The organism is Pantoea sp. Ep11b (genome assembly GCF_040783975.1).
Classification (GTDB): domain Bacteria; phylum Pseudomonadota; class Gammaproteobacteria; order Enterobacterales; family Enterobacteriaceae; genus Pantoea.
Genome location: NZ_CP160631.1, coordinates 3,410,528 through 3,436,467, shown reverse-complemented (window position 1 = coordinate 3,436,467; position 25,940 = coordinate 3,410,528). Strand labels below are relative to the sequence as shown.

Here is a 25,940-nt window from a genome sequence, read left to right as displayed (position 1 = left end):
TCTGAAAACGAAATGTAAGGTTTTTAGTGGTGCCAACCTGTTATTTTGATTAGATAAAGGCTTGCTTTCTCCTGACTAACGGCTTCGCTTATGGCAGCTTTCTTAGTTCAGATCCATTGACTCCATTTATCATCTTCCTGCAGCCGTCCGTTCTGGTAAAAAATGCGCATCCCCGCGCCTGAATTGAGACTGCCTCCGCACAGAAGCAGATTTGTTTCAGTATCTTCACCGGTAAAGCCCCTCGTTTTCAGCTCTGCAACAAGATCAGCCTGCTGAACATCGCCAATTACCTGCTTATAACTCTTCTTCTGGCGCGGCTTAACCACCCGAAGACGCGCGAGCAGATCCCGGCGCTGTTTTCTGGTCATATTGTCGAAGTCTGCCGGGACATACAGAGGCGTTTCACCTAGTTCTATAGGTTCAACAGATACCGGATTGCCCCCTGAAATGTACAGTTTTTCATCAGGGGGACAGTTATTGCCACGAGTCCAAGGGGCGCAAGCGCCCTGGTCGGCTGTCGCCTCCTGAACGTCAACGGCCTTACGGACCATTTTCCATTTCGTTGCGTGCGTGCAGATGCGGCCCGCCACTAACGGGGACCAGATGCCATAAATGCGGGTGCCGTGATCGCCGTAAGGGGTAGGCTCATCGTTAAGCTCGTAAGCGGTTCTGACAATGTGATGTTTGCGCGGAACAAGCACGCCGCCCTGTTTCATGATGTAGGTGGCAAAGCAGCCCACATCTGCAGCGGCCAGCACGGCGTCCAGCTGCGCGTTTTCAAGCACCGGCGCACCGGCTTTTTTATCGCTCTGATTTCTCAGCGCCTGACCGGCAAGCAGGCGTAGTTCCCGGTAAGCCTGGCGGCCAGGAATGCCAAAGAAGCGGAACTGCTGAACACGATGAAGTGACGCCCATGCGCCCACGTTCTCCGCGCTGTCGCGCAGTGACTTGCCGGTTTCGGCGCTGATTTCATCCGACAGTCCGCGCCCGTCGATATTCTTGCTCACGTATTTGGCGATATAACTGGTCGGTGAACCTTTGCGCGGGTTGATCAGCTCAGCCTTAAAGCGCGCCCCGGTATTGCTGCCAAGCTCTTCGCGGTCTTCACGAATGGCGAATTTCCGCAGCAGCGCGGTGACTGAACGGCGCTCTTTTTTGCGCATGAAGCACAGCAGGTGCCAGTGTACGGTTCCATCATGATGCGGCTCAGCAACCCGCACGCCATACCAGCGCATACCGGCTTTGTGCATGGCCTTGCGGAAGGTGGCAAACGTATCAACCAGATAATCACTGCTCTGGCGAACCGTGGCCGTGGTCCACTTAGGATTCGGTCTGCCATTGTTCAGGGTGGCGTGGAAACGCGACGGGCAGGTGATGGTGTAAAACATGGCGCAGTCGCCGCGCATCTCTGCGATAAGCTCCAGCCCCTTAACGCAGGCCATCATTTCATTACGGCGGTGAGCCGGATTGCTGTTGCTGGCATTCACCACGTCTTCCATATCCAGCGTATCGCCTTCGTCGCTGATCAGCTCATGTGAGCGGAAGAACTCCAGAGACTTCCGGCGCTGCTCGCGCTTATGGATCACTGCCTCATAGCTGACGTAGGGGGACGCTTTTTTGTTGACCAGGCAGACAGCACGCAGCTGCTCTTCACGCCATTCACAACGCAGCTGCCATAACTTGCGATACCACCAGTCCGCGCAGAGCATACGGGCCAGCGATGGCGGGATCAGATCATAGGGCACTGGCTTGCGGCGGCGCTTTTTGCGGCGCAGCTGCTCAAAGGCCGGGGGGATAACGTCCAGGCGCATCGCTTCCGCTGCAACAGCTTCCCATGCCTGGCGAACCTGCTCCGGCGTCACGTCGTCACTGACGAACAGGTGGCCGCTGGCTTTATCAAGACACATGCTCATGTGTGCTGCTACCAGCGTTGATAAACGCTTGACCTGATTCTGGTTCATCTCAGGCAACGCCAGCAGGCCGTCCAGCCCGTCATGACCGGCCATATACCGGAATGAGGTTGATATCTGGCTTTCACGCACGCGCGCCAGCCTCTCAAGGCAGGGACGGATAGTTTCGCGCAGGTAACGGGAATACGCCTGCGGCCTGCCGAGATTGTGGAAAAACTTTATGCGGTCCAGGAGAGGCTTGCTGATGTGTGAAGGCTGGGCGCTGACATCTGCCACGATGACCAGATCAGGATTGAACTGCTGCTGTTCGCGGGCCATCTTTGCCCGGCTGATGATTCTGTCCTGCACAATTTCGCGCTGAACAGGGTCGCGGGATTCGTTGAAAAAGTAGCGGTCCCAAACCTGATCGCTCAATGCATCACGGCGCAGCTGCTCCTGCTCGTTGTCAGCAGCATAGAGAGCGATCAGGTTTGAAAGCGCAGACACCGGCGCAACTTCCGCCGGGTCCAGCTGTGGATTTATTGCCTTTTTTGGGGCATTCCACGGGTATGCGAATACCTGAGCCATTACACCGCCAGACTCATGTGACGCGCCGCGATGATTTCTGGCGCGCTCTTACCTTCACCGGCGTCCACGCCAATAGAGCGGGCAGCAGTGACTTTTGTCAGGTCAAATTCACGGAAGATACTGCGGGTAAACAGGGTGTCGCTGTTTGAAACGATGACCGGGTTACGCTCAGAGATACCCAGCAGAATGCAGGCCAGCGAGTGCTGGTCGTCGTCGCTGAATCCTTCAGTGTGATAAGCGGTGAATGTACCGTGATAAGGCGGATCGCAGTACACGACATCACCGGCGCGGACCATGTTCAGGGTTTCGCTGTAGCCCAGGCATTTAAACGTCGCGCGCTGCGCCTTCAGGGCAAACGCTTCTATTTCGGCCAGCGGGAAATAGGGCTGCTTGTAATGGCCGAAAGGATTATTAAATTCGCCTTTCTTGTTATAGCGGCAAAGGCCACGGTAGCCGTGGCGGTTCAGGTAGAGGAATTGCGCAGCACGTTCCAGCAATGGCAGTGCCGCGTTAAAGTTAAAATCTTTGCGGACCTGATAATAACTCTCTTCCGTTTTGTTCTGATTAAAGAGTGATAAGGCCACGACAATAAACGGGCGCGTATGTTCTTTAACCTGGCGATAGAGGTTAATCAGATCGGGATTCACGTCGGCCACCAGATAAGCTGGGTAATCCGTATTCATCATGACCGCACAGGAACCGGCAAACGGCTCAACCAGACGATCACCGGCGGGCAGGTGCTTAATCAGTTCAGGCATCAGGCCGGACTTGCTGCCAACCCATTTCAGAATGGTTTTCATAACGCTGCACCTTTGTAATGCGCGCTTTTCAGCTCACTGATTTGTTTACAGGTCACGCAGAGGGAAACGCCCGGCAGTGCGCGGCGGCGCTGCTCCGGGATCTCTTCACCACATGAAAGGCAAAAAAACTCACTCGCCCCTGCGGGGCGGTGAGTCGCGTTTGCCAGATTGCGCGCCAGCTCTTCCTGCACGCGCTGCTGTACCAGGTCCATTGAATCAGCCATCAGTGCATCTCCTGCGCCTGGTTCTCAAAGCGATCTGCTTCTTTGTCCAGAAGCTCAATGATTTCCGCCGCAGACATTTCCTCTTTGCGGGCATGAATCGCCAGCGCGGCCAGGCGGATAGAAACTGACATGGCATCATCACTACGCTGCTCAGATTTGGCCTTGCTCAGCAGGGCATTAAGCGCGTCGTCGTCAGCTTTAAAACTACGGGTCTGGATATTTCGCATTTCTCTTTCTCCTGAATTCGGGCAAAAGAATGCCCGGCGGGTTTACGCCATTTAATTTCTTTGGGTTAATTAATTAGGTAACGTCAGATTCTTTGGAAATAAACTCACGACTGCTTTTAAGTGATTCATTGCGCAAATCAGCGCCGTTTTTTCGTCACTCGTCAGTTCACTAAAATCAACGCCGTGACGTTCTTTGCTGATATTTGCCAGGAAAAAAATCGCGCTCAGTGCGCGGCTATTACGTTCTGCCTGGTGATCGCGCTTATCACGCATGTCTGCGATAAAGCGTTTCAGTTCATTGCTGCAATCGCCGTGCATCATGGTGCGAAGCGCAGAGATGTGATTAAGCGCACTGGTACGCTGCCCCGCGTTCATCTGAACAGTGATACTTTCAGCCTTGTAAGCCATGATTCTTTCCTCTTACCGGTTAATCCTGCCAGCAGTTTGGCCTGTGAAATTGCCGGGTGCCAGCGCCTGCCCTTATCTGCCGCAATCCAGCCGTGGCCGTATGCGTGGGACGGGCTTTGCCGCTTCAGAAGCGGGGCCACTGAAAATGCCATGTCTCATACCATCCCGATTGATGCACCGATACCGCTTAACACATCGGCAGTACCTGACAGCGCAGGGTTTGATTGAACGCGAGTCTGGACGGTGAGAGCCGCCAGCATCATGCAGCGAATGCCGGTATTAGCTGCTTCAACGATCCCGCGACGGCATGAGGTGGTAATGCTGGCGTGATTAGCAGCACTGGCAGCAAGCGTTCCCACCTGAGCGGAGGCATTGAGCACGTAAGCCGGAAATTTTTCAGCGGCATGTTCATTGACAGGAACACATGGCAGGCAGTGCAACTGAGCCAGCATCCCATCCATCAGAGTCGCGTCCTCAGTCAGATCAGTAAGCAGCAGCACTTCTGGAACGGTCAACTGATGCACCTGATCAGGATTCAGCTTGTTGCGAAGCGTCTGCACTTTCATGCCTGCTTGCTGGGCCAGCTCCCGCATGTTGTGAGACAGCGCAAACTTGCGGCAGGCGTCTTCGTAGTGGTTATGGGTGGAAGTCTTGAAATCAAACATGGTCATTCCTTTGCTCAACTTAAATAATTAAGTTGTTACGCAGCGACGTAGCGGCAGTTGACACCTTGAGCGAGCAAACGCGCGCGGAAGGCAACCATGTTGATGCGTGCAGCACCGCCAATTTTTTTACGTGGCATAACAAGCAGATCACCGTCTTCAACCATCTGCTTCACAGTGCGAAGGCTGTAACCATAAGCCTGTGCGAACTGTTCATAAGTCATCAGATCGGGGCCGCTAGGTATTGTAATTTGATTGGTCATCGGGGATTATCTCCAGTTGGCAGTATTTACGGTGCATTGGCGTGCATTTTCACTAACGAAGTGGATGATATATTCCAAATGGATTCGTGTAAACAGATCATATTGGATTATTTGAAGGGTATATGACCGATTACAACAGCGATGTTAAGGCCATACTGGAGAGAATCCTTAAATCTTATGGGGTTAGCTCACGCCCAGAGCTAGCAGAACTTTTGAAAATTCCGTTACCTACTATCCAAAATTGGGTAGCTCGCCAGAGTTTACCCGGCGATTACATCGTTCAATGCGCATTGGATACGGGAGTAAGCCTTAGATGGCTGGTTAATGGTGAACTTGCAAATGTAAGTTCAGATGGAGTGAAGCATCTCTCTCTTAAAGGGAAGAAACTTCACGACACTATGCTGGCTAATGGCGGGCGGGCAGTGTTGGATCGCATAATGCACGCATATGGCTTTACTATGCAGAAGCAGCTTGGTGACTTGCTTGATATTCCTTCAGCGACGATGAGCGCATGGGTTCGCAGAGATTATTTTCCAGGTGATGTTGTCATTACATGCGCACTTGATACGGGGGTTTCTCTTTCTTGGTTAGCTACTGGCCATGAGGATGAGGTACTACCTAATAGAGATTTAGCGGATCAGCTGATACCATCCATACCCGCGCGAAAACTCTCCGGAGGCACATTAGAGAATCAGCCTGATGTGAGTTTCAATATTTCTCTGTTTGGCCTTGACTTAACTAACCCTATATTTATCCAACGCGGCTCGATTTCTTGGATTGTTGAGGGGGGCGCTCAAACTATTGGAAATGGTGATTGGTTATTAGATATAGATGGCTATAAAGATATTTATACCGTGTCGCGCCTTCCGGGTAATAGAATTAAAGTTACCAATAATACATCTTCATTTGAATGCTTAGATACTGATGTAACCCCTATAGGGTTTGTCATGCTGACTATATCTAAATGTTTATAGGTAAACTATGGCTGAATTTATTTTATTAATAATAGCGATAGTGAGCGGCATTGGTTCAGCTCACTACAATTGCAAAACCAAAAGCATCGTAGGTTCCAAGGCTTTCATAAGTCTATGCCTTGGTGGTGCTGCTTTAGGCACAATTATGCTTTTCAGTTTTTTTACGCTAACTTGGGTTTCATATTTATTAGCGGCTATGTGCGTTATCATCCTAATCAATAATATTTCTGAATACAAAAAAACACTGGTTAGATAAAATGTCCATTAAAAAACTTTCATCTGGCGAATGGCTTGCTGATTTTTATTTAGATGGACGTGGCAGTAGACGCATCAGGAAAAGCTTTACAACAAAAGGGGAAGCGGTAGCTTTTGAAGATTTCACACGCGCTGAGGCTGAAAATAAACCGTGGATAAAGGAAAAGGAAGATCGTAGGAAGCTAAGCGAATTAATTAAACTCTGGGACTCTTTGCACGGGCAATCACTTAAGGCCGTTAAATCTCGAAAGGCAAAACTAGATATAGTGTGTGCCGGGTTAGGGGACCCGATAGCTTCTCAGCTGACGGCAAAAGATTGGGCGCATTATCGTGATCGCCGTCTTAAGGGCGAGATTTCCAACGGCTATCACGACGACCCTTCTAAATGGAAAGTAAAACCCATAACGGTTAACAGAGAGCAAAACTATCTCGCCGCTGTTTTCAATGAGCTTAAGAGACTAGGGGAATGGTCTTTACCTAACCCACTTGAAGGCGTTCGGACATTCCGGGAAGACGAAAAGGAAATGTCCTGGCTTACCTTAAAGCAGATCACCGAGCTTTTGGATGGGTGCGAGCTTTACGGAAAGCCAGATTTAAAGATGATATGCAAAGTTTGCCTGGCTACAGGTGCGCGTTGGACCGAAGCGGAAACACTGACCCGTTCACAGCTGTCACCTAACAAGCTGTCATTTTTTAAAACAAAAGGTGGGAAAAACCGAACTGTGCCGATCCCGCAGTGGCTGTATGATGAACTGAAGGAACGGCAGGGTAGGATGTTCAAACCATGCTATCAGGACTTCAAAAAAATGCTGGCCAACACCACGATTCAGCTTATAGAAGGCCAGAAAACCCATGTTCTTCGACACACTTTTGCTAGCCATTTCATGATGAATGGTGGCAATATTCTGGTGCTGCAAAGAATACTCGGTCACGCTAACATCCGTGAAACCATGAAGTATGCTCACTTTGCCCCTGAGCATTTAGAAGAAGCTGTAAATTTGAACCCTCTCAGTAAACTTCCTTAAGGCAAATTATGAGTAATTGCTATTATCACCTGAATGTCCATAATGGAAAAAACGCTGAATGGAAAGTTGGCGATATAATTGATTTGTCTGGATATAACAATTATTACAAAAACATGATCGATCTTTGTGCGTATATTTTAAGTGGTACAAATAATATACCTCTACATTCTGTTCTGATGAATCCATCGTTTAATGACAGACAAAGAAGTATAGCTATAGGACAATTGAGGAAAATGTCTAAAGAGCTTCACAGAGAATTAGTTTTTGAGCGAATTCGTGCAGAACATTTTGAAAGCTTACCCTCTCGCAGCACATGCACATACGCCTTTGATATGAGCATTCCGCCCTCAACTTGGATTAATTGGGTAAACGAATCAAAAAAAGCTTATTCTCTGCTAATAATTGAGCCATTTTCTGATGCTACGGTGTTTAAAACCAATGACGGTCCGCTATTCTTTGATGGGTTCCATGAGAATGATGAAAAATTAGAAGAACTGGCAAAAGTCTATTGGTCTGGGACCGCTGAAGGAAGAGGAGAAGTTTTGATTCAAGGGAGAGCAAAAGTCATAAAGATCGTGTCCACAAATTGACTACCCAGCATGAACGTGCTCGCATTTGGTTGCACCAGATATAGAACTAACTAACTGTTTTATATATAAAATGCATATGTATCAATGGTGTCGTGAAAAAGCGTCTTAACTAAGGTATCGCTAACGCGACATCTAAAAGTTAATAGCAAACAAGGGGTTGGCGTGATGCCAGCCCCTTTTTTATGTGCAGGTGTCAGCCAGATGGCAGCAGCTATCCGGCCTCCGGACGCTGAAAATGATAAATCGCGGTATTCACCGGCCCATCTTTTAACACGATCAGACCATAGCGACAGCCAATAAACTGGCCTCCACACTTCTCCGCCACACCCCGGCTGGCCAGATTCTCCTCTGCCGCCAGAATCTCGATCACCCGCGTTTCCGGACGTGAAAAACCCAGCGGCAGCAATGTGGCGACTGCGCGGCTGGCGATCCCCTGACGCTGGGCGTCACTGCGCACCCAGTAGCCGATGGCGCTGGTGTCGCCCGGGTGACGGGCAAAGCGTATCCCCGCGCCGCCCAGCAGCTGGTCATGCTGGTCGACAATCGCAAACTCTTCCGCTTCTTCCCGCAGGCGTTGCCAGTGGGTAAAGCGTATCCAGCTTTCCGCCTCATGAGGCTGATAGTCATGATGCGCCCAGGCCATCCAGGGGATCAGGCTGTCGAGTGAGGCGTTAACCGCAGTCGTAAAGGCGGGAACATCTTCTAACAGGAACGGACGCAGATGAGGATCCAGCGGGGAAGGGAGCATGTCATTGACCCGGTTCAGGAATGAATATCTTTATTCTGCCTGCAACCAACAGAAACACCAATGGCTTGCTGTGTAAACTTATGTTTACTACATTGCTGGCAGAGGAGTAAATGAATTTTTATATAATTACATGTTTAATAATGATTAATTAATATTTAATCAGGCTTGAGCATAGCAATGGTAATAAATATGTACACCTTATCTTGCGCGCTGTATCTAATGTGATACAGTGTCTGCATTCCTCAACGAGGAGTCCACGACTGCCAATACGAGCCAAAGGATCGCCATCATGCAAAAAGACGCGCTGAACAATGTGCATATCGCCGGTGAACAGGTCTTAATCACGCCTGAAGAGCTGAAAGCGAAATTTCCACTGACCGCTGAACAGCAGGATCAGATTGCGGCTTCGCGCCAGACAATCTCTGACATCATCGCCGGGCGTGATCCGCGTCTGCTGGTGGTATGCGGACCCTGCTCCATTCACGACACGGAAGTGGCACTGGATTATGCGCGTCGTCTGCAGAGTCTCTCCGTACAGCTCAAAGATCAGCTCTATATCGTGATGCGCGTCTACTTCGAAAAACCGCGCACCACCGTCGGCTGGAAAGGACTGATCAACGATCCTTACATGGATAACTCGTTCGATATGGAAGCGGGTCTGCACATTGCGCGCCAGCTGCTGGTCAACCTGGTGGAAATGGGCCTGCCGCTGGCGACCGAAGCGCTGGATCCCAACAGCCCGCAATATCTGGGTGATCTGTTCAGCTGGTCTGCGATTGGCGCCCGTACTACAGAATCACAGACACACCGTGAGATGGCGTCGGGCCTGTCGATGCCGGTAGGCTTTAAGAATGGTACCGATGGCAGTCTGGGCACCGCGATTAACGCGATGCGTGCCGCCGCAATGCCGCACCGCTTTGTCGGCATCAATCAGGCCGGTCAGGTCTGTCTGTTGCAGACCCAGGGCAATCCGGATGGTCACGTCATCCTGCGCGGTGGTAAAGCGCCCAACTACGGTCCGGAAGATGTCGCACAGTGTGAAAAAGAGATGCTCAGGGCGGGACTGCGTCCGGCCTTAATGATAGATTGCAGCCACGGTAATTCGAATAAAGACTACAGCCGTCAGCCTGGCGTAGCGGAATCCGCTATTGCGCAGATTAAAGATGGGAACCGGTCAATCATTGGTCTGATGCTGGAAAGCCACATCAATGAAGGTAACCAGTCTTCTGAGCAGCCACGCAGCGAAATGAAATATGGCGTTTCCGTCACCGATGCCTGCATCAACTGGGAAGTGACTGAAACGCTGCTGCGTGGAATGCATCAGGATCTGCAGGGAGTGCTGTCGGCGCGTCTGTCACAAGAGGTGTAAGAGTAATGGTGGCTGAACTGACCGCGTTACGCGATCAAATTGACAGTGTGGATAAAGCGCTGCTGGAACTGCTGGCAAAACGACTGGAGCTGGTGGCCGAAGTCGGCGAGGTCAAAAGCCGCTACGGTCTGCCCATCTACGTGCCGGAGCGCGAAGCCTCCATGCTGGCTTCCCGCCGGAAAGAGGCGGAAGCACTGGGTGTGCCACCGGATCTGATCGAGGATGTGCTGCGCCGCGTGATGCGCGAATCCTATACCAGCGAGAATGACAAAGGCTTCAAAACCCTGTGTCCTGAACTGCGTCCGGTGGTGATCGTCGGCGGCAAGGGTCAGATGGGCAGACTGTTTGAAAAAATGCTCGGACTCTCAGGCTACAGGGTCAAAACGCTGGATAAAGAGGACTGGGCGCAGGCCGATGCGCTGCTCAGTGATGCCGGCATGGTGATTATCAGCGTACCGATCCATCTGACTGAGCAGGTTATCGCTCAGCTGCCGCCTCTGCCTGAAGACTGTATTCTGGTCGATCTGGCGTCGGTTAAGAACCGGCCTCTGCAGGCGATGCTGGCGGCGCATAGCGGCCCGGTACTGGGTCTGCATCCGATGTTTGGTCCGGACAGCGGCAGCCTGGCTAAACAGGTGGTGGTCTGGTGTGATGGCCGCCAGCCGGAAGCGTATCAGTGGTTCCTGGAGCAGATTCAGGTCTGGGGCGCACGTCTGCATCGCATCAGCGCGGTAGAGCATGACCAGAACATGGCGTTTATTCAGGCGCTGCGTCACTTTGCTACTTTCGCTTATGGTCTGCATCTGGCGGAAGAGAACGTCAACCTGGATCAGCTGCTGGCGCTCTCCTCGCCAATCTACCGGCTGGAGCTGGCGATGGTCGGGCGGCTGTTCGCTCAGGACCCGCAGCTCTATGCGGACATCATCATGTCATCAGAGAGTAACCTGGCGCTGATAAAACGTTACTATCAGCGGTTTGGTGAAGCGATTGCCTTACTGGAGCAGGGCGACAAGCAGGCCTTTATTGCCAGCTTTAACCGGGTAGAAGAGTGGTTTGGCGATCACGCAAAACGCTTCCTGGTGGAAAGCCGGAGCCTGCTACGCTCGGCGAATGACAGCCGTCCCTGACTGAACTGAAAAAGGCATCCCTGCGGATGCCTTTTCTTTTTTTATTCGCCCGGTTCCACCGGCACCACATTCTCGCTGGGATAGCAGCCCAGCACCTTCAGTGAGCGGGTCATGGTTTTCAGTTCCTGAAGCGCCTGCTGCATCCGTTCCGATTGCAGATTACCCTGCACATCAATGTAAAACATCTCTTCCCACGGATTGCCATTGATCGGGCGGGACTCAAGTTTGCTCATAATCAGGTTGTGCTGGCGCAGCACCATCAGCGCATCAACCAGCGCACCCGCCTGCTGACCGGTTGCCATAATCAGGGTGGTTTTGGCCGGAACCTGATCGGAGACCTCGATCGCTTTACGCGCCAGCACGATAAAGCGGGTATGGTTCTGCTGCTGATTAGCCAGATTGCGCTCCAGCACCTGCAGCTGATACAGCTCGCCTCCGGCTTCACTGCCCAGCGCCGCGACGGTGGGGGAGTTAAGCGCCGCCACCTTCTCCATCGCAGCCGCCGTGCTCTCGGTGTATTCGATTTTCCAGTGCGGGAAGCGGTTAATAAACTGGCTGCACTGCTGGAAAGGCTGAGGGTGGCTGTAGACGGTCTCGATCTGCTGTAAGTCGGTCGGGCCGTTTACCAGCACGCAGTGATCGATAGGGAGGGTCAGCTCGCCCACGATAGAGAGACTGGTCTGTTGCAGCAAATCATACACGTCGTTGATCGAACCGGAGCTGGTGTTCTCAATCGGCATCACCGCGTAGTCAGCGATGCCGTTTTCGACCTGTTTGATGATGTCATGAAACTTCAGGCAGCCCGACTCCACCATGCTGTCAAAATGGCGCGAGGCGTAGTTACGGGCGGCAAGATGGGAATAGGACCCTTTCGGGCCCAGGAAGGCGATACGGGCGGCATGCGCATGCGGATGGTTGAGGTTTTTTTGCAGCAGCGCCTGCTGAGTCAGGACGGAATCTTCAATCACCAGCTGAAAGAGGCGGGTAATATAGTGGGCATCCAGCTTGTGTGCTTTTCCCAGCACGATCAGATTTTCCAGCAGCGCGCGTTCACGCTCCACATCCCGAATCGGGCGATGCGTCGCCAGCTTCGCTTGTGCCACTTCCACGGCCAGCAGACGACGCTCGGCCAGCAGCGTCAGAAGTTTTTTATCCACTGCGCTGATTTTATCGCGTAGCGCCAGCAATGGATTGTCGGGATTCATAGGGCTCACCTGTATGCTATCCAATAAAAAAGCCTCCCGGTTGGGAGGCTTCGTTGTTCGTCTTCGCTTTCATTCTCACACGACGAATGGCCTCCCGTTCAGGGGAAGGTAAAAAAGAAAGCGAAGAAAAACAGGTCAGGTTTCATTATAACGTCCGAAGAGAGAGTGGACTGAGAGTAACCGTACTGCTCAAAAGCTGTCAATAAAAAACGCGCCCGGAGGCGCGTTAGCAAAATCAGGACTCTTCGCCAGCGGGTATGATGTCTTTTACGCTGGCACTGGCACGGCGCGCTTCAGACTTGTGCTGAACCTTATTCAGCTGACGTTCGAGCTTCGCGATCAAATCGTTGATGGCGGTATACATATCATCGTGCTTGGCACTGGCGACAAGGGTCCCGTTTGGTGTGTTTATAGTGGCGTCGGCCACGAATTCTTTGGGCTCTTTGGACAGGACGATATGCGGATTAATCAGGTCGGTTTGCCATTTTTCCAGCTTGGCGAGACGGTCTTCAACATGGCTTCGGATTGCCGGGGTGATCTCCATTTGTTTACTGGTAATGTTCAGAATCATTATGCTTACCTCTCTGTCATTTCCGTCTTGGTCCTTTCAGCATAGCGCGAAAAAACGGTAAATGTGAGATTCCGGTCACGTAAAAATGTCACTTTTTGTCAACAGAATCATTCTGCGAGAAAGGCAGAGAAACGGGCTGAAATGGCTTGAAGCGAAGCGATTAACAGGGCATGCTTGATGAGTTGACACGCAGCGATTAGATCCAAATCTGACTGTTCTGTGAGCAAAAAAAGCAGCCATCGCAGGCTGCTTTTTTTTGTGTCTGAAACCCGGTCGGGCTATCAGCTGTTATTCGCGGCGATGATTTTCGCCACTTTGTCGGCTTCAGCGTTCAGCTGCAGATTGCGGTAGGCATTTTCCATCAGCGGCAGGGCGTCATGAGTGGCCTGCGTATCCGGATAATCGCGCATCATCCCTTCAACACGGTTAACAACCGCGACATAGGCCTCACGCTTAGTATAGAATTGCGCCACTGAGAGCTCATATTTGGCCAGGCGATCTTTCAGGTAGACCAGACGTTTTTGCGCATCGGCCGCATACTGGCTGTTCGGGTAATTCCGCAGCAGCTGGGCGAAGTCGCGGAAAGCGTCACGGGCGTGCGTCGGATCCCGGTCAGAACGGTCAATACCAAAGAAGCCCTGCAGCGCGGAGTCATCCAGCGCCATATCCGTCAGACCTTTCATATAGATGACATAGTCAATGTTCGGATGCGTTGGATTCAGACGCATAAAGCGGGCAATGGCAGCCTGCGCCAGGGGCAGATCGGCATTTTTATAGTACGCGTAGATTAAATCCAGCTGAACCTGCTGCGCATAAGGACCGAACGGATAACGATTATCCAGCGCTTCCAGTTGCTTAATCGCAGCTTTAAAGTTACCGTCCTGCAGCTTTTGCTGCGCTGTGGCATAGATTTCAGAAGGCGGGCTGTCCGGTACCGCGTCATTTGAGCCGGAACAACCAACAAGTGCCAGGCTCAGTGTGGCAGCAGCCACCAGATGTTTCATACGCGTCATGACGAAGTGATTATCCTCAAATGTTATGGCGGAAGCTGTCCGTATAGCTCCCGGTAATGACCAGGTACGATAGCACATTATATTAAACGGCATCGCCGTGAAAACCCAACGTTAACGAAGAAGCTGTATATGGCACAACAAGTTCAACTCACCGCAACGGTATCCGAATCACAACTCGGACAACGCTTAGATCAGACTTTGGCGGAATTGTTCCCTGATTATTCACGTTCTCGCATAAAAGAGTGGATCCTCGATCGTCGCGTGACGGTAAACGGTGTGATGGTAGAGACACCGAAAGAAAAAGTGTTGGGCGGCGAGCTGGTCGCGATTGACGCTGAGATCGAGGAGGAACAGCGCTGGGAACCGCAGAACCTGCCACTCGACATCGTTTACGAAGATGAAGATATCATCGTCATCAACAAACCGCGTGACTTCGTGGTGCACCCTGGCGCCGGTAATCCGGATGGCACGGTGTTGAACGCCTTACTGCATCACTATCCTGCGATCAGGGATGTGCCGCGCGCGGGCATCGTACACCGTCTGGATAAAGATACTACCGGGCTGATGGTGGTGGCGAAAACCGTTCCCGCTCAGACCCATCTGGTGGACTCACTGCAGCGCCGCGAAATCACCCGTGAATATGAGGCGGTCGCGATTGGCACGATGACCGCAGGCGGTACGGTAGAGCAGCCGATTAGCCGTCACTCCACCAAACGCACCCATATGGCGGTCCATCCGATGGGCAAACCGGCGGTGACGCACTACCGCATTATGGAGCACTTCCGCGCACATACCCGTCTGCGTCTGCGTCTGGAGACCGGCCGTACGCACCAGATCCGCGTGCACATGTCGCACATCAGCCATCCGCTGGTGGGCGATCCGCTGTACGGTGGCCGTCCGCGTCCGCCAAAAGGCGCGTCAGAAGCTTTTATCAGCGCGCTGCGTGGATTCGATCGCCAGGCGCTGCATGCCACCATGCTGCGTCTCTATCATCCTATCAGCGGGATCGAAATGGAGTTTCACGCCGCGCTTCCGCAGGATATGGTCGATCTCATTGCGGCCCTGAAAGCGGATACCGAAGAGTTTAAGGACCAGATGGACTGGTGATGGAGCTGATCACGCCGCAATGGCCCGCGCCACGCCGTGTCCGGGCCTGCTCAACACAGCGCCAGGGAGGGGCGAGCGTCCCGCCCTGGCACGCACTGAATCTCGGCGGGCACGTTGGAGATAATCCCGAGGCGGTGGCGCAGAACCGACAGCGTCTGGTGACAGACGCGGGGTTGCCCGCCATGCCGCAGTGGCTGGATCAGGTTCACGGCACCGATGTTGTGCGGTTGACGGCAGGGGGAAGTGCGCCACTGCGTGCGGATGCCTGTATCACCGACCAGCCCGGCACTGTCTGTGCCATCATGACCGCTGACTGCCTGCCGGTGCTGTTCTGCTCGCAGGACGGGCACGAAGTGGCGGCGGCACATGCAGGCTGGCGCGGACTCTGCGCGGGCGTGCTGGAAAATACACTGGCACAGTTTCGTTCACCGCCCGGGCAGATTCATGCCTGGCTTGGACCGGCCATCGGGCCCGATGCGTTTGAGGTCGGTGCCGAGGTGCGGCAGGCGTTTGTTGCGCAGGACGCACACGCCGGCGCGGCTTTTCGTCCGGCGGGCGATCGCTTTTATGCCGATATCTGGATGCTGGCCCGGATGCGGTTACAGGCTGCGGGTGTACACTCCATCAGTGCCGACCCCCGTTGTACCTATACGCAGCGTGACGATTTCTTCTCCTTCCGTCGCGATGGGATAACCGGACGTATGGCAACTTTGATCTGGCTGTTATAACCTTACGCCATAAGACGGTCCAGTTAGCGCATTTTTTACTCAAATCTCAGGTCATTAACCTTGAAAATTTGAGGGATGACCTCATCTAATCTCCAGTAGCATTTTGACCTGTAATGGGAGGAATTATGCGTCTGGATCGTCTTACCAACAAATTTCAGCTGGCCCTCGCCGACGCGCAGTCCCTGGCTCTGGGACACGATAATCAATTCATTGAACCTCTGCACCTGATGAGCGCACTGCTCAGACAGGAGGGCGGATCCGTTTCACCTTTACTGATCTCGGCGGGTATTAACGTCGCGCCATTTGGCGCTCAGGTCGAGCAGGCTATCGATCGTCTGCCACAGGTAGAAGGCAGCGAAGCGGATGTGCAGCCCTCATCTGACCTCGTGCGGGTACTGAACCTGTGCGACAAACTGGCGCAGAAGCGCAACGATAACTTTATTTCATCCGAATTATTTGTTCTGGCTGCCCTGGAATCACGCGGCTCACTGGCCGACCTGCTCAAAGCAGCGGGTGCCACGCGCGAAAAAATCACCAGTGCGATTGAGCAGATGCGGGGAGGGGACAACGTGAACGATCAGGGGGCTGAAGATCAGCGCCAGGCTTTGAAGAAATACACTATCGATCTCACCGAGCGGGCAGAGAAAGGCAAACTCGATCCGGTGATAGGCCGTGACGAAGAGATTCGCCGCACCATCCAGGTGCTGCAGCGCCGGACAAAAAATAACCCGGTGCTGATTGGTGAACCGGGTGTAGGTAAAACCGCGATTGTTGAAGGACTGGCGCAGCGCATCATTAACGGCGAAGTGCCTGAAGGGCTGAAGGGCCGTCGGGTACTGGCGCTGGATATGGGGGCGCTGGTGGCCGGGGCGAAATATCGCGGCGAATTCGAAGAGCGTCTGAAAGGCGTGCTGAGCGACCTGTCAAAACAGGAAGGCAACGTCATTCTGTTTATCGACGAACTGCATACTATGGTGGGTGCCGGTAAAGCCGACGGCGCAATGGACGCGGGCAACATGCTTAAGCCTGCGCTGGCCCGGGGTGAACTCCACTGTGTCGGTGCGACCACACTCGATGAATACCGCCAGTACATCGAAAAAGATGCCGCGCTGGAGCGCCGTTTCCAGAAGGTCTTTGTGGCCGAGCCGAGCGTGGAAGATACCATCGCCATTTTGCGCGGCCTGAAAGAGCGTTACGAACTGCATCATCATGTGCAGATCACCGACCCGGCGATTGTCGCGGCGGCCACGCTTTCTCATCGTTACATCGCCGATCGTCAGTTGCCCGATAAAGCGATTGACCTGATCGATGAGGCTGCCTCCAGCATTCGTATGCAGATGGACTCGAAGCCCGAATCTCTGGATCGACTGGAGCGTCGCATCATTCAGCTGAAGCTGGAGCAGCAGGCGCTGAAGAAAGAGGCGGACGATGCCAGCATTAAACGTCTTGAAATGCTGGAGACGGAGCTCAGCCAGAAAGAGCGTGAATATGCCGAGCTGGAAGATGAGTGGAAGACAGAGAAAGCTTCACTCTCCGGTACCCAGAACATCAAGGCTGAACTGGAGCAGGCGCGTCTGAATTTAGAGCAGGCCCGTCGTCAGGGCGATCTCGCTCAGATGTCGGAGCTGCAGTACGGCAGGATCCCGGAACTGGAAAAACAGTTAGCAGCCGCGACCCAGGCGGAAGGCAAAACCATGAAGTTACTGCGCAACCGCGTAACGGATGTGGAAATCGCCGATGTGCTGGCGCGCTGGACCGGTATTCCTGTGGCACGAATGATGGAAGGGGAGCGCGATAAGCTGCTGCGCATGGAGCAGGATCTGCATGGCCGGGTCATCGGACAGGATGAGGCGGTGGAAGCGGTTTCGAATGCCATCCGCCGCAGTCGCGCCGGTCTGTCCGATCCTAACCGGCCCATCGGTTCATTCCTGTTCCTGGGTCCGACCGGGGTCGGTAAAACCGAGCTGTGCAAATCGCTGGCGAACTTCCTGTTCGACAGTGACGATGCGATGGTACGTATCGACATGTCCGAGTTTATGGAAAAACACTCGGTGTCACGGCTGGTGGGTGCCCCTCCGGGATATGTGGGCTATGAAGAGGGTGGCTATCTGACGGAAGCGGTGCGTCGCCGGCCCTATTCCGTGATCCTGCTGGATGAGGTCGAGAAGGCGCATCCGGATGTCTTTAACATTCTGCTGCAGGTGCTGGATGACGGACGTCTGACCGATGGGCAGGGACGGACGGTCGATTTCCGCAACAGCGTGGTGATCATGACTTCTAACCTGGGGTCAGATCTGATCCAGGAGCGGTTTGGCGACCTCGGTTACCCGGAAATGAAAGAGATCGTCATGGGCGTGGTCGGACAGCATTTCCGTCCTGAGTTCATTAACCGTATTGATGAAGTGGTGGTGTTCCATCCGCTGGCTGAGAAACATATTGCGTCTATCGCGCAGATCCAGCTGCAGCGGCTGTACAAGCGTCTGGAAGAGCGGGGCTATCAGCTGCATATCTCGGATGAGGCGCTGCGACTGCTGGCCGAAAACGGTTATGATCCGGTGTATGGTGCGCGTCCGCTGAAACGGGCGATACAGCAGCAGATCGAGAACCCGCTGGCGCAGCAGATTCTGGCTGGCACGCTGGTTCCCGGCAAAACCATCGAAATGGATGTGGAAAACAACACGATCACTGCCCACCAGTAAGTGGGTGCGTCAAAAAACGGGCCGCTGGCCCGTTTTTTTTGGCGTTTTGTGGGCTTTTTGCTTACTTTTGCCGCTTATTGGGTGCAAAGTGAACGGTTGGTAAAAAAGTTGTAGTTTACGCTTGCGCTATCTGAACCGTTCCCTATAATGCGCCTCCATCAACACGGCACACCGGCAACGGGAAACGGATTGAAAGGCACAGGAGACTGCGCCGCCGGAGAAAGCTTCTGAAAAAAAGAGGTTGACTCTGAAGGAGGAAAGCGTAATATACGCCACCTCGCGACAGGACGCTAACGCACTGTTCGCACTGCTCTTTAACAATTTATCAGACAATCTGTGTGGGCACTCGCAGGATTGATATCAGCGTCTTTAGACGCAAAAAAATATCAAAGCCTCACGAGTGAACACATAATGAAATTCATTATGACGTTTTACAGATGAGCATCGCTGAACTGGTTTCAGCAAATCAAACTTTAAATTGAAGAGTTTGATCATGGCTCAGATTGAACGCTGGCGGCAGGCCTAACACATGCAAGTCGGACGGTAGCACAGAGGAGCTTGCTCCTCGGGTGACGAGTGGCGGACGGGTGAGTAATGTCTGGGGATCTGCCCGATAGAGGGGGATAACCACTGGAAACGGTGGCTAATACCGCATAACGTCGCAAGACCAAAGAGGGGGACCTTCGGGCCTCTCACTATCGGATGAACCCAGATGGGATTAGCTAGTAGGCGGGGTAATGGCCCACCTAGGCGACGATCCCTAGCTGGTCTGAGAGGATGACCAGCCACACTGGAACTGAGACACGGTCCAGACTCCTACGGGAGGCAGCAGTGGGGAATATTGCACAATGGGCGCAAGCCTGATGCAGCCATGCCGCGTGTATGAAGAAGGCCTTCGGGTTGTAAAGTACTTTCAGCGGGGAGGAAGGCGGTGCGGTTAATAACCGCGCCGATTGACGTTACCCGCAGAAGAAGCACCGGCTAACTCCGTGCCAGCAGCCGCGGTAATACGGAGGGTGCAAGCGTTAATCGGAATTACTGGGCGTAAAGCGCACGCAGGCGGTCTGTTAAGTCAGATGTGAAATCCCCGGGCTTAACCTGGGAACTGCATTTGAAACTGGCAGGCTTGAGTCTCGTAGAGGGGGGTAGAATTCCAGGTGTAGCGGTGAAATGCGTAGAGATCTGGAGGAATACCGGTGGCGAAGGCGGCCCCCTGGACGAAGACTGACGCTCAGGTGCGAAAGCGTGGGGAGCAAACAGGATTAGATACCCTGGTAGTCCACGCCGTAAACGATGTCGACTTGGAGGTTGTTCCCTTGAGGAGTGGCTTCCGGAGCTAACGCGTTAAGTCGACCGCCTGGGGAGTACGGCCGCAAGGTTAAAACTCAAATGAATTGACGGGGGCCCGCACAAGCGGTGGAGCATGTGGTTTAATTCGATGCAACGCGAAGAACCTTACCTACTCTTGACATCCAGCGAACTTTCCAGAGATGGATTGGTGCCTTCGGGAACGCTGAGACAGGTGCTGCATGGCTGTCGTCAGCTCGTGTTGTGAAATGTTGGGTTAAGTCCCGCAACGAGCGCAACCCTTATCCTTTGTTGCCAGCGATTCGGTCGGGAACTCAAAGGAGACTGCCGGTGATAAACCGGAGGAAGGTGGGGATGACGTCAAGTCATCATGGCCCTTACGAGTAGGGCTACACACGTGCTACAATGGCGCATACAAAGAGAAGCGACCTCGCGAGAGCAAGCGGACCTCACAAAGTGCGTCGTAGTCCGGATCGGAGTCTGCAACTCGACTCCGTGAAGTCGGAATCGCTAGTAATCGTGGATCAGAATGCCACGGTGAATACGTTCCCGGGCCTTGTACACACCGCCCGTCACACCATGGGAGTGGGTTGCAAAAGAAGTAGGTAGCTTAACCTTCGGGAGGGCGCTTACCACTTTGTGATTCATGACTGGGGTGAAGTCGTAACAAGGTAACCGTAGGGGAACCTGCGGTTGGATCACCTCCTTACCTTAAGATACCTCTCCGCGCAGTGCTCACACAGATTGTCTGATAAAAAGTAACGAGCAGAAAAAACCTCTACAGGCTTGTAGCTCAGGTGGTTAGAGCGCACCCCTGATAAGGGTGAGGTCGGTGGTTCAAGTCCACTCAGGCCTACCAAATTCGCACTCACGCTGCGTTATGTCTCCGGCTCGCATAGTTCACTATGCTTCGCGAAGACATGCCTTGCCTGAGCACGAATTGCATTTCTCACGAAGTGTACTCGGTTGGACGTAGTGGTCTCTGCAGTAACTGTATGGGGCTATAGCTCAGCTGGGAGAGCGCCTGCCTTGCACGCAGGAGGTCAGCGGTTCGATCCCGCTTAGCTCCACCATACCGTTTTAACTGTTTTTTCTGAATACCTCAGAGCGTACCGGCGACGGTGTGCTGTGAAGTATTATGCTCTTTAACAATCCGGAACAAGCTGAAAATTGAAACGACGTAGCGCGTCATCCCTCCGTAATAAGGGATGGCAAAGCGATACGGTCGGGTCTCTCAAATGCTTGCAGTCTGCAGCGTTGAAAAACGCCTGTGGGTTGTGAGGTTAAGCGACCAAGCGTACACGGTGGATGCCCAGGCAGTCAGAGGCGATGAAGGACGTGCTAATCTGCGTAAAGCGACGGTAAGGTGATATGAACCGCTACAGCCGTCGATGTCCGAATGGGGAAACCCGGTGCACTCAGTGCATCATTGCAGCATGAATACATAGTGCTGCAAGGCGAACCGGGGGAACTGAAACATCTAAGTACCCCGAGGAAAAGAAATCAACCGAGATTCCCCCAGTAGCGGCGAGCGAACGGGGAGCAGCCCAGAGCCTGAATCAGTTTGTGTGTTAGTGGAAGCGTCTGGAAAGTCGCAGGGTACAGGGTGATACTCCCGTACACAAAAACACACAGACTGTGAGCTCGATGAGTAAGGCGGGACACGTGGTATCCTGTCTGAATATGGGGGGACCATCCTCCAAGGCTAAATACTCCTGACTGACCGATAGTGAACCAGTACCGTGAGGGAAAGGCGAAAAGAACCCCGGCGAGGGGAGTGAAACAGAACCTGAAACCGTGTACGTACAAGCAGTGGGAGCCTCTTTAATGGGGTGACTGCGTACCTTTTGTATAATGGGTCAGCGACTTATATTCTGTAGCAAGGTTAACCGTATAGGGGAGCCGCAGGGAAACCGAGTCTTAACTGGGCGTTAAGTTGCAGGGTATAGACCCGAAACCCGGTGATCTAGCCATGGGCAGGTTGAAGGTTGGGTAACACTAACTGGAGGACCGAACCGACTAATGTTGAAAAATTAGCGGATGACCTGTGGCTGGGGGTGAAAGGCCAATCAAACCGGGAGATAGCTGGTTCTCCCCGAAAGCTATTTAGGTAGCGCCTCGTGAACTCATCTCCGGGGGTAGAGCACTGTTTCGGCTAGGGGGCCATCCCGGCTTACCAACCCGATGCAAACTGCGAATACCGGAGAATGTTATCACGGGAGACACACGGCGGGTGCTAACGTCCGTCGTGAAGAGGGAAACAACCCAGACCGCCAGCTAAGGTCCCAAAGTCATGGTTAAGTGGGAAACGATGTGGGAAGGCACAGACAGCCAGGATGTTGGCTTAGAAGCAGCCATCATTTAAAGAAAGCGTAATAGCTCACTGGTCGAGTCGGCCTGCGCGGAAGATGTAACGGGGCTAAACCATGCACCGAAGCTGCGGCAGCGGCGCGTATGCGCTGTTGGGTAGGGGAGCGTTCTGTAAGCCGTCGAAGGTGTGCTGTGAGGCATGCTGGAGGTATCAGAAGTGCGAATGCTGACATAAGTAACGATAAAGCGGGTGAAAAGCCCGCTCGCCGGAAGACCAAGGGTTCCTGTTCAACGTTAATCGGAGCAGGGTGAGTCGACCCCTAAGGCGAGGCCGAAAGGCGTAGTCGATGGGAAACAGGTTAATATTCCTGTACTCGGTGTTACTGCGAAGGGGGGACGGAGAAGGCTATATCAGCCGGGCGACGGTTGTCCCGGTTTAAGCGTGTAGGTGTGTGTTCCAGGCAAATCCGGTTCACTTTACACTGAGGCGTGACGACGAGGCACTACGGTGCTGAAGTGATAAATGCCCTGCTTCCAGGAAAAGCCTCTAAGCATCAGGTAACACAGAATCGTACCCCAAACCGACACAGGTGGTCAGGTAGAGAATACCAAGGCGCTTGAGAGAACTCGGGTGAAGGAACTAGGCAAAATGGTGCCGTAACTTCGGGAGAAGGCACGCTGGCGCGTAGGTGAAGGGACTTGCTCCCGGAGCTGAAGCCAGTCGAAGATACCAGCTGGCTGCAACTGTTTATTAAAAACACAGCACTGTGCAAACACGAAAGTGGACGTATACGGTGTGACGCCTGCCCGGTGCCGGAAGGTTAATTGATGGGGTTATCCGTAAGGAGAAGCTCTTGATCGAAGCCCCGGTAAACGGCGGCCGTAACTATAACGGTCCTAAGGTAGCGAAATTCCTTGTCGGGTAAGTTCCGACCTGCACGAATGGCGTAATGATGGCCAGGCTGTCTCCACCCGAGACTCAGTGAAATTGAACTCGCTGTGAAGATGCAGTGTACCCGCGGCAAGACGGAAAGACCCCGTGAACCTTTACTACAGCTTGACACTGAACATTGAGCCTTGATGTGTAGGATAGGTGGGAGGCTTTGAAGCGCGGACGCCAGTCTGCGTGGAGCCATCCTTGAAATACCACCCTTTAATGTTTGATGTTCTAACGTGGCCCCGTGATCCGGGGTGCGGACAGTGTCTGGTGGGTAGTTTGACTGGGGCGGTCTCCTCCTAAAGAGTAACGGAGGAGCACGAAGGTCAGCTAATCACGGTCGGACATCGTGAGGTTAGTGCAATGGCATAAGCTGGCTTGACTGCGAGAGTGACGGCTCGAGCAGGTGCGAAAGCAGGTCATAGTGATCCGGTGGTTCTGAATGGAAGGGCCATCGCTCAACGGATAAAAGGTACTCCGGGGATAACAGGCTGATACCGCCCAAGAGTTCATATCGACGGCGGTGTTTGGCACCTCGATGTCGGCTCATCACATCCTGGGGCTGAAGTAGGTCCCAAGGGTACGGCTGTTCGCCGTTTAAAGTGGTACGCGAGCTGGGTTTAGAACGTCGTGAGACAGTTCGGTCCCTATCTGCCGTGGGCGCTGGAGAATTGAGGGGGGTTGCTCCTAGTACGAGAGGACCGGAGTGAACGCACCACTGGTGTTCGGGTTGTCATGCCAATGGCACTGCCCGGTAGCTAAGTGCGGAAAAGATAAGTGCTGAAAGCATCTAAGCACGAAACTTGCCCCGAGATGAGTTCTCCCTGACCCCTTGAGGGTCCTGAAGGGACGTTGAAGACGACGACGTTGATAGGCCGGGTGTGTAAGCGCAGCGATGCGTTGAGCTAACCGGTACTAATGACCCGTGAGGCTTAACCTTACAACGCCAGAGGCGTTTTTTGAGAGACGATTTTCAGCCTGAACCGGATAATCTGCGCGGCCCTGTGGCGGCGCGGAAGACAGAATCTGCCTGGCGGCTTTAGCGCGGTGGTCCCACCTGACCCCATGCCGAACTCAGAAGTGAAACGCCGTAGCGCCGATGGTAGTGTGGGGCCTCCCCATGCGAGAGTAGGGAACTGCCAGGCATTGTACAAGTGAAGAAGCCCCGCACGCGAGTGCGGGGCTTTTTTACGTCCTTAATCTGCTACTTTGTGCTGAAATTCTCATCAATAAGCCTGCTATCTGCTCACTGCATCCCGCCGGACATCTGCAAAAAACCGCAGCAACCCGCTGATTTCCCGATAATTAGCGATGCAGCTCACAATAACAATCTCAGAATAGGTCGCCTTTACCTTCAGTAGACTTAAATGCTTTACTCACCCTTTATACGCTGTTGATCAGCAAGGAGCAGAGGTAAAGCATGACACCCACAAACAATAATATTCAGCCGGATGATGCAAAGAAACGGATCTGGGCGATCGTCGGTGCCTCATCAGGCAACCTGGTCGAGTGGTTTGACTTCTACGTCTACTCATTCTTCTCACTCTATTTCGCGCACATCTTCTTTCCCCAGGGCGACACGACAACGCAGCTGCTACAGACGGCCGGTGTATTTGCTGCCGGGTTTTTAATGCGTCCGATTGGTGGCTGGCTGTTCGGCTATATCGGCGATAAGCATGGCCGGAAAAATTCGATGCTGGTTTCGGTCTGTATGATGTGTTTTGGTTCACTGGTGATCGCCTGCTTACCCGGTTATGCCACCATCGGAGTCGCGGCTCCCGTCATTCTGCTGCTGGCACGCATGTTTCAGGGCTTGTCAGTCGGTGGGGAATATGGCACCAGCGCAACCTACATGAGCGAAGTGGCACTCGAAGGTCGCAAAGGGTTTTACGCCTCCTTTCAGTATGTCACGCTGATTGGCGGGCAGCTGGCGGCGGTCCTGACGGTCGTGGTGCTGCAGTTCCTGCTTACGGATGCTGAGCTGCGAAGCTGGGGCTGGCGTATTCCGTTCTTCCTTGGCGCGCTGCTCGCCGTTGTCGCACTCTGGTTACGCCGCTCACTGGAGGAGACATCAGACAAGAGCAGCCGCGAGCATCGCGATGCCGGCAGCGTCATCGGCTTACTGCGCAACCATACCCGACCTTTCCTGATGGTGCTGGGTTTCACCGCGGGCGGCTCTCTGAGCTTCTATACCTTTACCACTTATATGCAGAAGTATCTGGTGAACACCTCGGGTATGGATCCCAAAACGGCCAGCGGCCTGATGACCGGTGCGCTGCTGGTCTTTATGCTGATTCAGCCGCTTATCGGTGCGCTGTCAGATAAAATCGGTCGTCGCACCTCAATGATGATTTTTGGTGCGGGCGCGGCCATCTGTACGGTGCCGATTCTGACCCTGCTGCAAAGCGTGCAGAGTCCCGGCGTCGCGTTTCTGCTGATCATGCTGGCCCTGCTGATCACCAGCTTCTACACCGCCATCAGCGGCATTCTGAAAGCCGAAATGTTTCCGCCCCAGGTGCGCGCGTTGGGCGTGGGACTCTCTTATGCGGTAGCGAATGCGATTTTCGGAGGATCGGCGGAGTATGTGGCACTGCTAATGAAGCAGCAGGGGATTGAGACGACCTTCTTCTGGTATGTTTCCGCGATGGGCGCGGTCGCGTTCCTGGTGTCGCTGTTGCTGCACAGGCGCGGCAAGGGCATTAAACTCTGATACGCCTGCTGGCTGAGATTCCACAGGGCGATGCCGCTGGCTGCACCGGCGGCATCCCAGGCGAAATCTTTCCAGCGCCAGCCAGCGCAGCGGCGGCAAAAAAGTGTTCCGCTTTATCCCGTCCGGTTCAGGCATCCTGTGCCATATGGGCACATCCACTACACACCAGCACAGCAGGCAGTACAGTTCGCATAAAGATGCCC

Annotated in this window: 22 protein-coding genes, 2 tRNA genes, 3 rRNA genes, 1 pseudogene and 1 other annotated feature; of the genes and pseudogenes, 14 read left to right on the top strand and 14 right to left on the bottom strand. The window is 53.4% G+C overall.

The annotated features are described in order from the left end of the window. Window positions 1-107 precede the first annotated feature (107 nt). The 8 genes from AB1748_RS16070 to AB1748_RS16035 form a co-directional block, all read right to left on the bottom strand. Entirely contained in the window at window positions 108-2,477 is a 2,370-nt protein-coding gene (locus tag AB1748_RS16070; protein WP_367395751.1) for a replication endonuclease, read from the bottom strand. Next, entirely contained in the window at window positions 2,477-3,277 is an 801-nt protein-coding gene (locus AB1748_RS16065) for a DNA adenine methylase (RefSeq protein WP_367395750.1), read from the bottom strand. The genes AB1748_RS16070 and AB1748_RS16065 overlap by 1 nt, the downstream gene beginning before the upstream one ends. Next, window positions 3,274-3,501 carry a TraR/DksA family transcriptional regulator gene (locus AB1748_RS16060; RefSeq protein WP_009086818.1) on the bottom strand — a complete coding sequence of 76 codons (228 nt, stop codon included), beginning with the start codon at window positions 3,499-3,501 and terminating at the stop codon, window positions 3,274-3,276. The genes AB1748_RS16065 and AB1748_RS16060 overlap by 4 nt, the downstream gene beginning before the upstream one ends. Further along, entirely contained in the window at window positions 3,501-3,728 is a 228-nt protein-coding gene (locus AB1748_RS16055) for a DUF2732 family protein (protein WP_009086816.1), read from the bottom strand. Before AB1748_RS16055 ends, AB1748_RS16060 begins: the two co-directional genes overlap by 1 nt. Before the next feature lie 69 nt (window positions 3,729-3,797). Beyond that, window positions 3,798-4,136 (bottom strand): DUF5347 family protein, encoded by a 339-nt coding sequence (locus AB1748_RS16050; protein ID WP_367395749.1) that lies wholly within the window; start codon window positions 4,134-4,136, stop codon window positions 3,798-3,800. Further along, window positions 4,100-4,288: a phage filamentation protein Fil family protein gene (locus AB1748_RS16045; RefSeq protein ID WP_367395748.1), complete on the bottom strand. Its 189-nt coding sequence runs from the start codon at window positions 4,286-4,288 to the stop codon at window positions 4,100-4,102. The genes AB1748_RS16050 and AB1748_RS16045 overlap by 37 nt, the downstream gene beginning before the upstream one ends. Before the next feature lie 3 nt (window positions 4,289-4,291). Continuing rightward, complete coding sequence (locus tag AB1748_RS16040; protein WP_367395747.1) at window positions 4,292-4,801, bottom strand: phage regulatory CII family protein; 510 nt, start codon at window positions 4,799-4,801, stop codon at window positions 4,292-4,294. A gap of 35 nt (window positions 4,802-4,836) precedes the next feature. Next, on the bottom strand, window positions 4,837-5,061 hold the full coding sequence (locus AB1748_RS16035) for a hypothetical protein (protein ID WP_045139711.1): 225 nt from the start codon (window positions 5,059-5,061) through the stop codon (window positions 4,837-4,839). Between the two features lie 122 nt (window positions 5,062-5,183). Between AB1748_RS16035 and AB1748_RS16030 the strand changes: the two genes are divergently transcribed. From AB1748_RS16030 to AB1748_RS16020, 3 genes are all read left to right on the top strand, one after another. After that, entirely contained in the window at window positions 5,184-6,035 is an 852-nt protein-coding gene (locus tag AB1748_RS16030) for a phage repressor protein CI (protein ID WP_367395746.1), read from the top strand. Between the two features lie 257 nt (window positions 6,036-6,292). Beyond that, window positions 6,293-7,315 carry a tyrosine-type recombinase/integrase gene (locus AB1748_RS16025; protein WP_367395745.1) on the top strand — a complete coding sequence of 341 codons (1,023 nt, stop codon included), beginning with the start codon at window positions 6,293-6,295 and terminating at the stop codon, window positions 7,313-7,315. Between the two features lie 8 nt (window positions 7,316-7,323). Next, the gene (locus AB1748_RS16020) at window positions 7,324-7,905 is read left to right on the top strand and encodes a DUF2441 domain-containing protein (RefSeq protein WP_367395744.1); all 582 of its coding nucleotides are present in this window, start codon (window positions 7,324-7,326) and stop codon (window positions 7,903-7,905) included. Between the two features lie 211 nt (window positions 7,906-8,116). Here the strand turns inward: AB1748_RS16020 and AB1748_RS16015 are convergent, their stop codons facing one another. Then, entirely contained in the window at window positions 8,117-8,653 is a 537-nt protein-coding gene (locus AB1748_RS16015) for a GNAT family N-acetyltransferase (protein WP_293770313.1), read from the bottom strand. Window positions 8,654-8,942: 289 nt separating this feature from the next. Here AB1748_RS16015 and AB1748_RS16010 point away from each other — a divergent pair, with 289 nt between their 5' ends. Together AB1748_RS16010 and tyrA are read left to right on the top strand one after the other, a co-directional pair. After that, window positions 8,943-10,022 carry a 3-deoxy-7-phosphoheptulonate synthase gene (locus AB1748_RS16010; protein ID WP_367395743.1) on the top strand — a complete coding sequence of 360 codons (1,080 nt, stop codon included), beginning with the start codon at window positions 8,943-8,945 and terminating at the stop codon, window positions 10,020-10,022. Between the two features lie 5 nt (window positions 10,023-10,027). Continuing rightward, a complete protein-coding gene (tyrA, locus tag AB1748_RS16005) occupies window positions 10,028-11,149 on the top strand; it encodes a bifunctional chorismate mutase/prephenate dehydrogenase (RefSeq protein WP_367395742.1) in 1,122 nt (373 codons plus the stop codon). Between the two features lie 41 nt (window positions 11,150-11,190). Here tyrA and pheA read toward each other — a convergent pair whose 3' ends face one another. The 4 genes from pheA to bamD all read right to left on the bottom strand — a co-directional run bounded on the left by pheA (window position 11,191) and on the right by bamD (window position 13,938). Next, on the bottom strand, window positions 11,191-12,354 hold the full coding sequence (pheA, locus tag AB1748_RS16000; protein ID WP_367395741.1) for a bifunctional chorismate mutase/prephenate dehydratase: 1,164 nt from the start codon (window positions 12,352-12,354) through the stop codon (window positions 11,191-11,193). Window positions 12,355-12,376: 22 nt separating this feature from the next. Next, window positions 12,377-12,501, bottom strand: a sequence feature (Phe leader region). Further along, the gene (gene pheL, locus AB1748_RS15995) at window positions 12,453-12,500 is read right to left on the bottom strand and encodes a pheA operon leader peptide PheL (RefSeq protein ID WP_193555295.1); all 48 of its coding nucleotides are present in this window, start codon (window positions 12,498-12,500) and stop codon (window positions 12,453-12,455) included. It overlaps the preceding feature by 48 nt. 88 nt (window positions 12,502-12,589) lie before the next feature. Continuing rightward, on the bottom strand, window positions 12,590-12,925 hold the full coding sequence (gene raiA, locus AB1748_RS15990; RefSeq protein ID WP_111141458.1) for a ribosome-associated translation inhibitor RaiA: 336 nt from the start codon (window positions 12,923-12,925) through the stop codon (window positions 12,590-12,592). A 281-nt stretch (window positions 12,926-13,206) separates the two neighbouring features. Continuing rightward, complete coding sequence (gene bamD / locus AB1748_RS15985; protein ID WP_111141459.1) at window positions 13,207-13,938, bottom strand: outer membrane protein assembly factor BamD; 732 nt, start codon at window positions 13,936-13,938, stop codon at window positions 13,207-13,209. Between the two features lie 129 nt (window positions 13,939-14,067). Here bamD and rluD point away from each other — a divergent pair, with 129 nt between their 5' ends. The 9 genes from rluD to AB1748_RS15940 all read left to right on the top strand — a co-directional run bounded on the left by rluD (window position 14,068) and on the right by AB1748_RS15940 (window position 25,737). Next, complete coding sequence (rluD, locus tag AB1748_RS15980) at window positions 14,068-15,045, top strand: 23S rRNA pseudouridine(1911/1915/1917) synthase RluD (protein ID WP_111141460.1); 978 nt, start codon at window positions 14,068-14,070, stop codon at window positions 15,043-15,045. Further along, the gene (gene yfiH, locus AB1748_RS15975; RefSeq protein ID WP_367395740.1) at window positions 15,045-15,773 is read left to right on the top strand and encodes a purine nucleoside phosphorylase YfiH; all 729 of its coding nucleotides are present in this window, start codon (window positions 15,045-15,047) and stop codon (window positions 15,771-15,773) included. The genes rluD and yfiH overlap by 1 nt, the downstream gene beginning before the upstream one ends. A gap of 113 nt (window positions 15,774-15,886) precedes the next feature. Next, entirely contained in the window at window positions 15,887-18,472 is a 2,586-nt protein-coding gene (gene clpB, locus AB1748_RS15970) for an ATP-dependent chaperone ClpB (protein WP_367395739.1), read from the top strand. Window positions 18,473-18,947: 475 nt separating this feature from the next. Then, window positions 18,948-20,489, top strand: a 16S ribosomal RNA gene (locus AB1748_RS15965). A gap of 73 nt (window positions 20,490-20,562) precedes the next feature. Further along, window positions 20,563-20,639 (top strand) — tRNA-Ile (locus AB1748_RS15960). Between the two features lie 138 nt (window positions 20,640-20,777). Then, a tRNA-Ala gene (locus AB1748_RS15955) sits at window positions 20,778-20,853 on the top strand. A gap of 208 nt (window positions 20,854-21,061) precedes the next feature. Beyond that, window positions 21,062-23,967 (top strand): 23S ribosomal RNA (locus AB1748_RS15950). 89 nt (window positions 23,968-24,056) lie between these two features. Further along, window positions 24,057-24,172, top strand: a 5S ribosomal RNA gene (rrf, locus tag AB1748_RS15945). The 16S, 23S and 5S rRNA genes sit together here with 2 tRNA genes alongside, the layout of an rRNA operon. 275 nt (window positions 24,173-24,447) lie before the next feature. Beyond that, window positions 24,448-25,737 carry an MFS family transporter gene (locus tag AB1748_RS15940; protein WP_111142178.1) on the top strand — a complete coding sequence of 430 codons (1,290 nt, stop codon included), beginning with the start codon at window positions 24,448-24,450 and terminating at the stop codon, window positions 25,735-25,737. 8 nt (window positions 25,738-25,745) lie between these two features. Here AB1748_RS15940 and AB1748_RS15935 read toward each other — a convergent pair. Then, window positions 25,746-25,930 (bottom strand): annotated as a pseudogene (locus tag AB1748_RS15935) (hypothetical protein); the annotation flags it as partial. Window positions 25,931-25,940 lie beyond the last annotated feature (10 nt).

Excerpts from the sequence above, each read along its gene's own strand:
- AB1748_RS16070 (WP_367395751.1), bottom strand. The coding sequence starts at position 2,477 with ATGGCTCAGGTATTCGCATACCCGTGGAATGCCCCAAAAAAGGCAATA.
- AB1748_RS16065 (WP_367395750.1), bottom strand. The coding sequence starts at position 3,277 with ATGAAAACCATTCTGAAATGGGTTGGCAGCAAGTCCGGCCTGATGCCT.
- AB1748_RS16060 (WP_009086818.1), bottom strand. The coding sequence starts at position 3,501 with ATGGCTGATTCAATGGACCTGGTACAGCAGCGCGTGCAGGAAGAGCTG.
- AB1748_RS16055 (WP_009086816.1), bottom strand. The coding sequence starts at position 3,728 with ATGCGAAATATCCAGACCCGTAGTTTTAAAGCTGACGACGACGCGCTT.
- AB1748_RS16050 (WP_367395749.1), bottom strand. The coding sequence starts at position 4,136 with ATGGCTTACAAGGCTGAAAGTATCACTGTTCAGATGAACGCGGGGCAG.
- AB1748_RS16045 (WP_367395748.1), bottom strand. The coding sequence starts at position 4,288 with ATGGCATTTTCAGTGGCCCCGCTTCTGAAGCGGCAAAGCCCGTCCCAC.
- AB1748_RS16040 (WP_367395747.1), bottom strand. The coding sequence starts at position 4,801 with ATGTTTGATTTCAAGACTTCCACCCATAACCACTACGAAGACGCCTGC.
- AB1748_RS16035 (WP_045139711.1), bottom strand. The coding sequence starts at position 5,061 with ATGACCAATCAAATTACAATACCTAGCGGCCCCGATCTGATGACTTAT.
- AB1748_RS16030 (WP_367395746.1), top strand. The coding sequence starts at position 5,184 with ATGACCGATTACAACAGCGATGTTAAGGCCATACTGGAGAGAATCCTT.
- AB1748_RS16025 (WP_367395745.1), top strand. The coding sequence starts at position 6,293 with ATGTCCATTAAAAAACTTTCATCTGGCGAATGGCTTGCTGATTTTTAT.
- AB1748_RS16020 (WP_367395744.1), top strand. The coding sequence starts at position 7,324 with ATGAGTAATTGCTATTATCACCTGAATGTCCATAATGGAAAAAACGCT.
- AB1748_RS16015 (WP_293770313.1), bottom strand. The coding sequence starts at position 8,653 with ATGCTCCCTTCCCCGCTGGATCCTCATCTGCGTCCGTTCCTGTTAGAA.
- AB1748_RS16010 (WP_367395743.1), top strand. The coding sequence starts at position 8,943 with ATGCAAAAAGACGCGCTGAACAATGTGCATATCGCCGGTGAACAGGTC.
- tyrA (WP_367395742.1), top strand. The coding sequence starts at position 10,028 with ATGGTGGCTGAACTGACCGCGTTACGCGATCAAATTGACAGTGTGGAT.
- pheA (WP_367395741.1), bottom strand. The coding sequence starts at position 12,354 with ATGAATCCCGACAATCCATTGCTGGCGCTACGCGATAAAATCAGCGCA.
- raiA (WP_111141458.1), bottom strand. The coding sequence starts at position 12,925 with ATGATTCTGAACATTACCAGTAAACAAATGGAGATCACCCCGGCAATC.
- bamD (WP_111141459.1), bottom strand. The coding sequence starts at position 13,938 with ATGACGCGTATGAAACATCTGGTGGCTGCTGCCACACTGAGCCTGGCA.
- rluD (WP_111141460.1), top strand. The coding sequence starts at position 14,068 with ATGGCACAACAAGTTCAACTCACCGCAACGGTATCCGAATCACAACTC.
- yfiH (WP_367395740.1), top strand. The coding sequence starts at position 15,045 with ATGGAGCTGATCACGCCGCAATGGCCCGCGCCACGCCGTGTCCGGGCC.
- clpB (WP_367395739.1), top strand. The coding sequence starts at position 15,887 with ATGGGAGGAATTATGCGTCTGGATCGTCTTACCAACAAATTTCAGCTG.
- AB1748_RS15940 (WP_111142178.1), top strand. The coding sequence starts at position 24,448 with ATGACACCCACAAACAATAATATTCAGCCGGATGATGCAAAGAAACGG.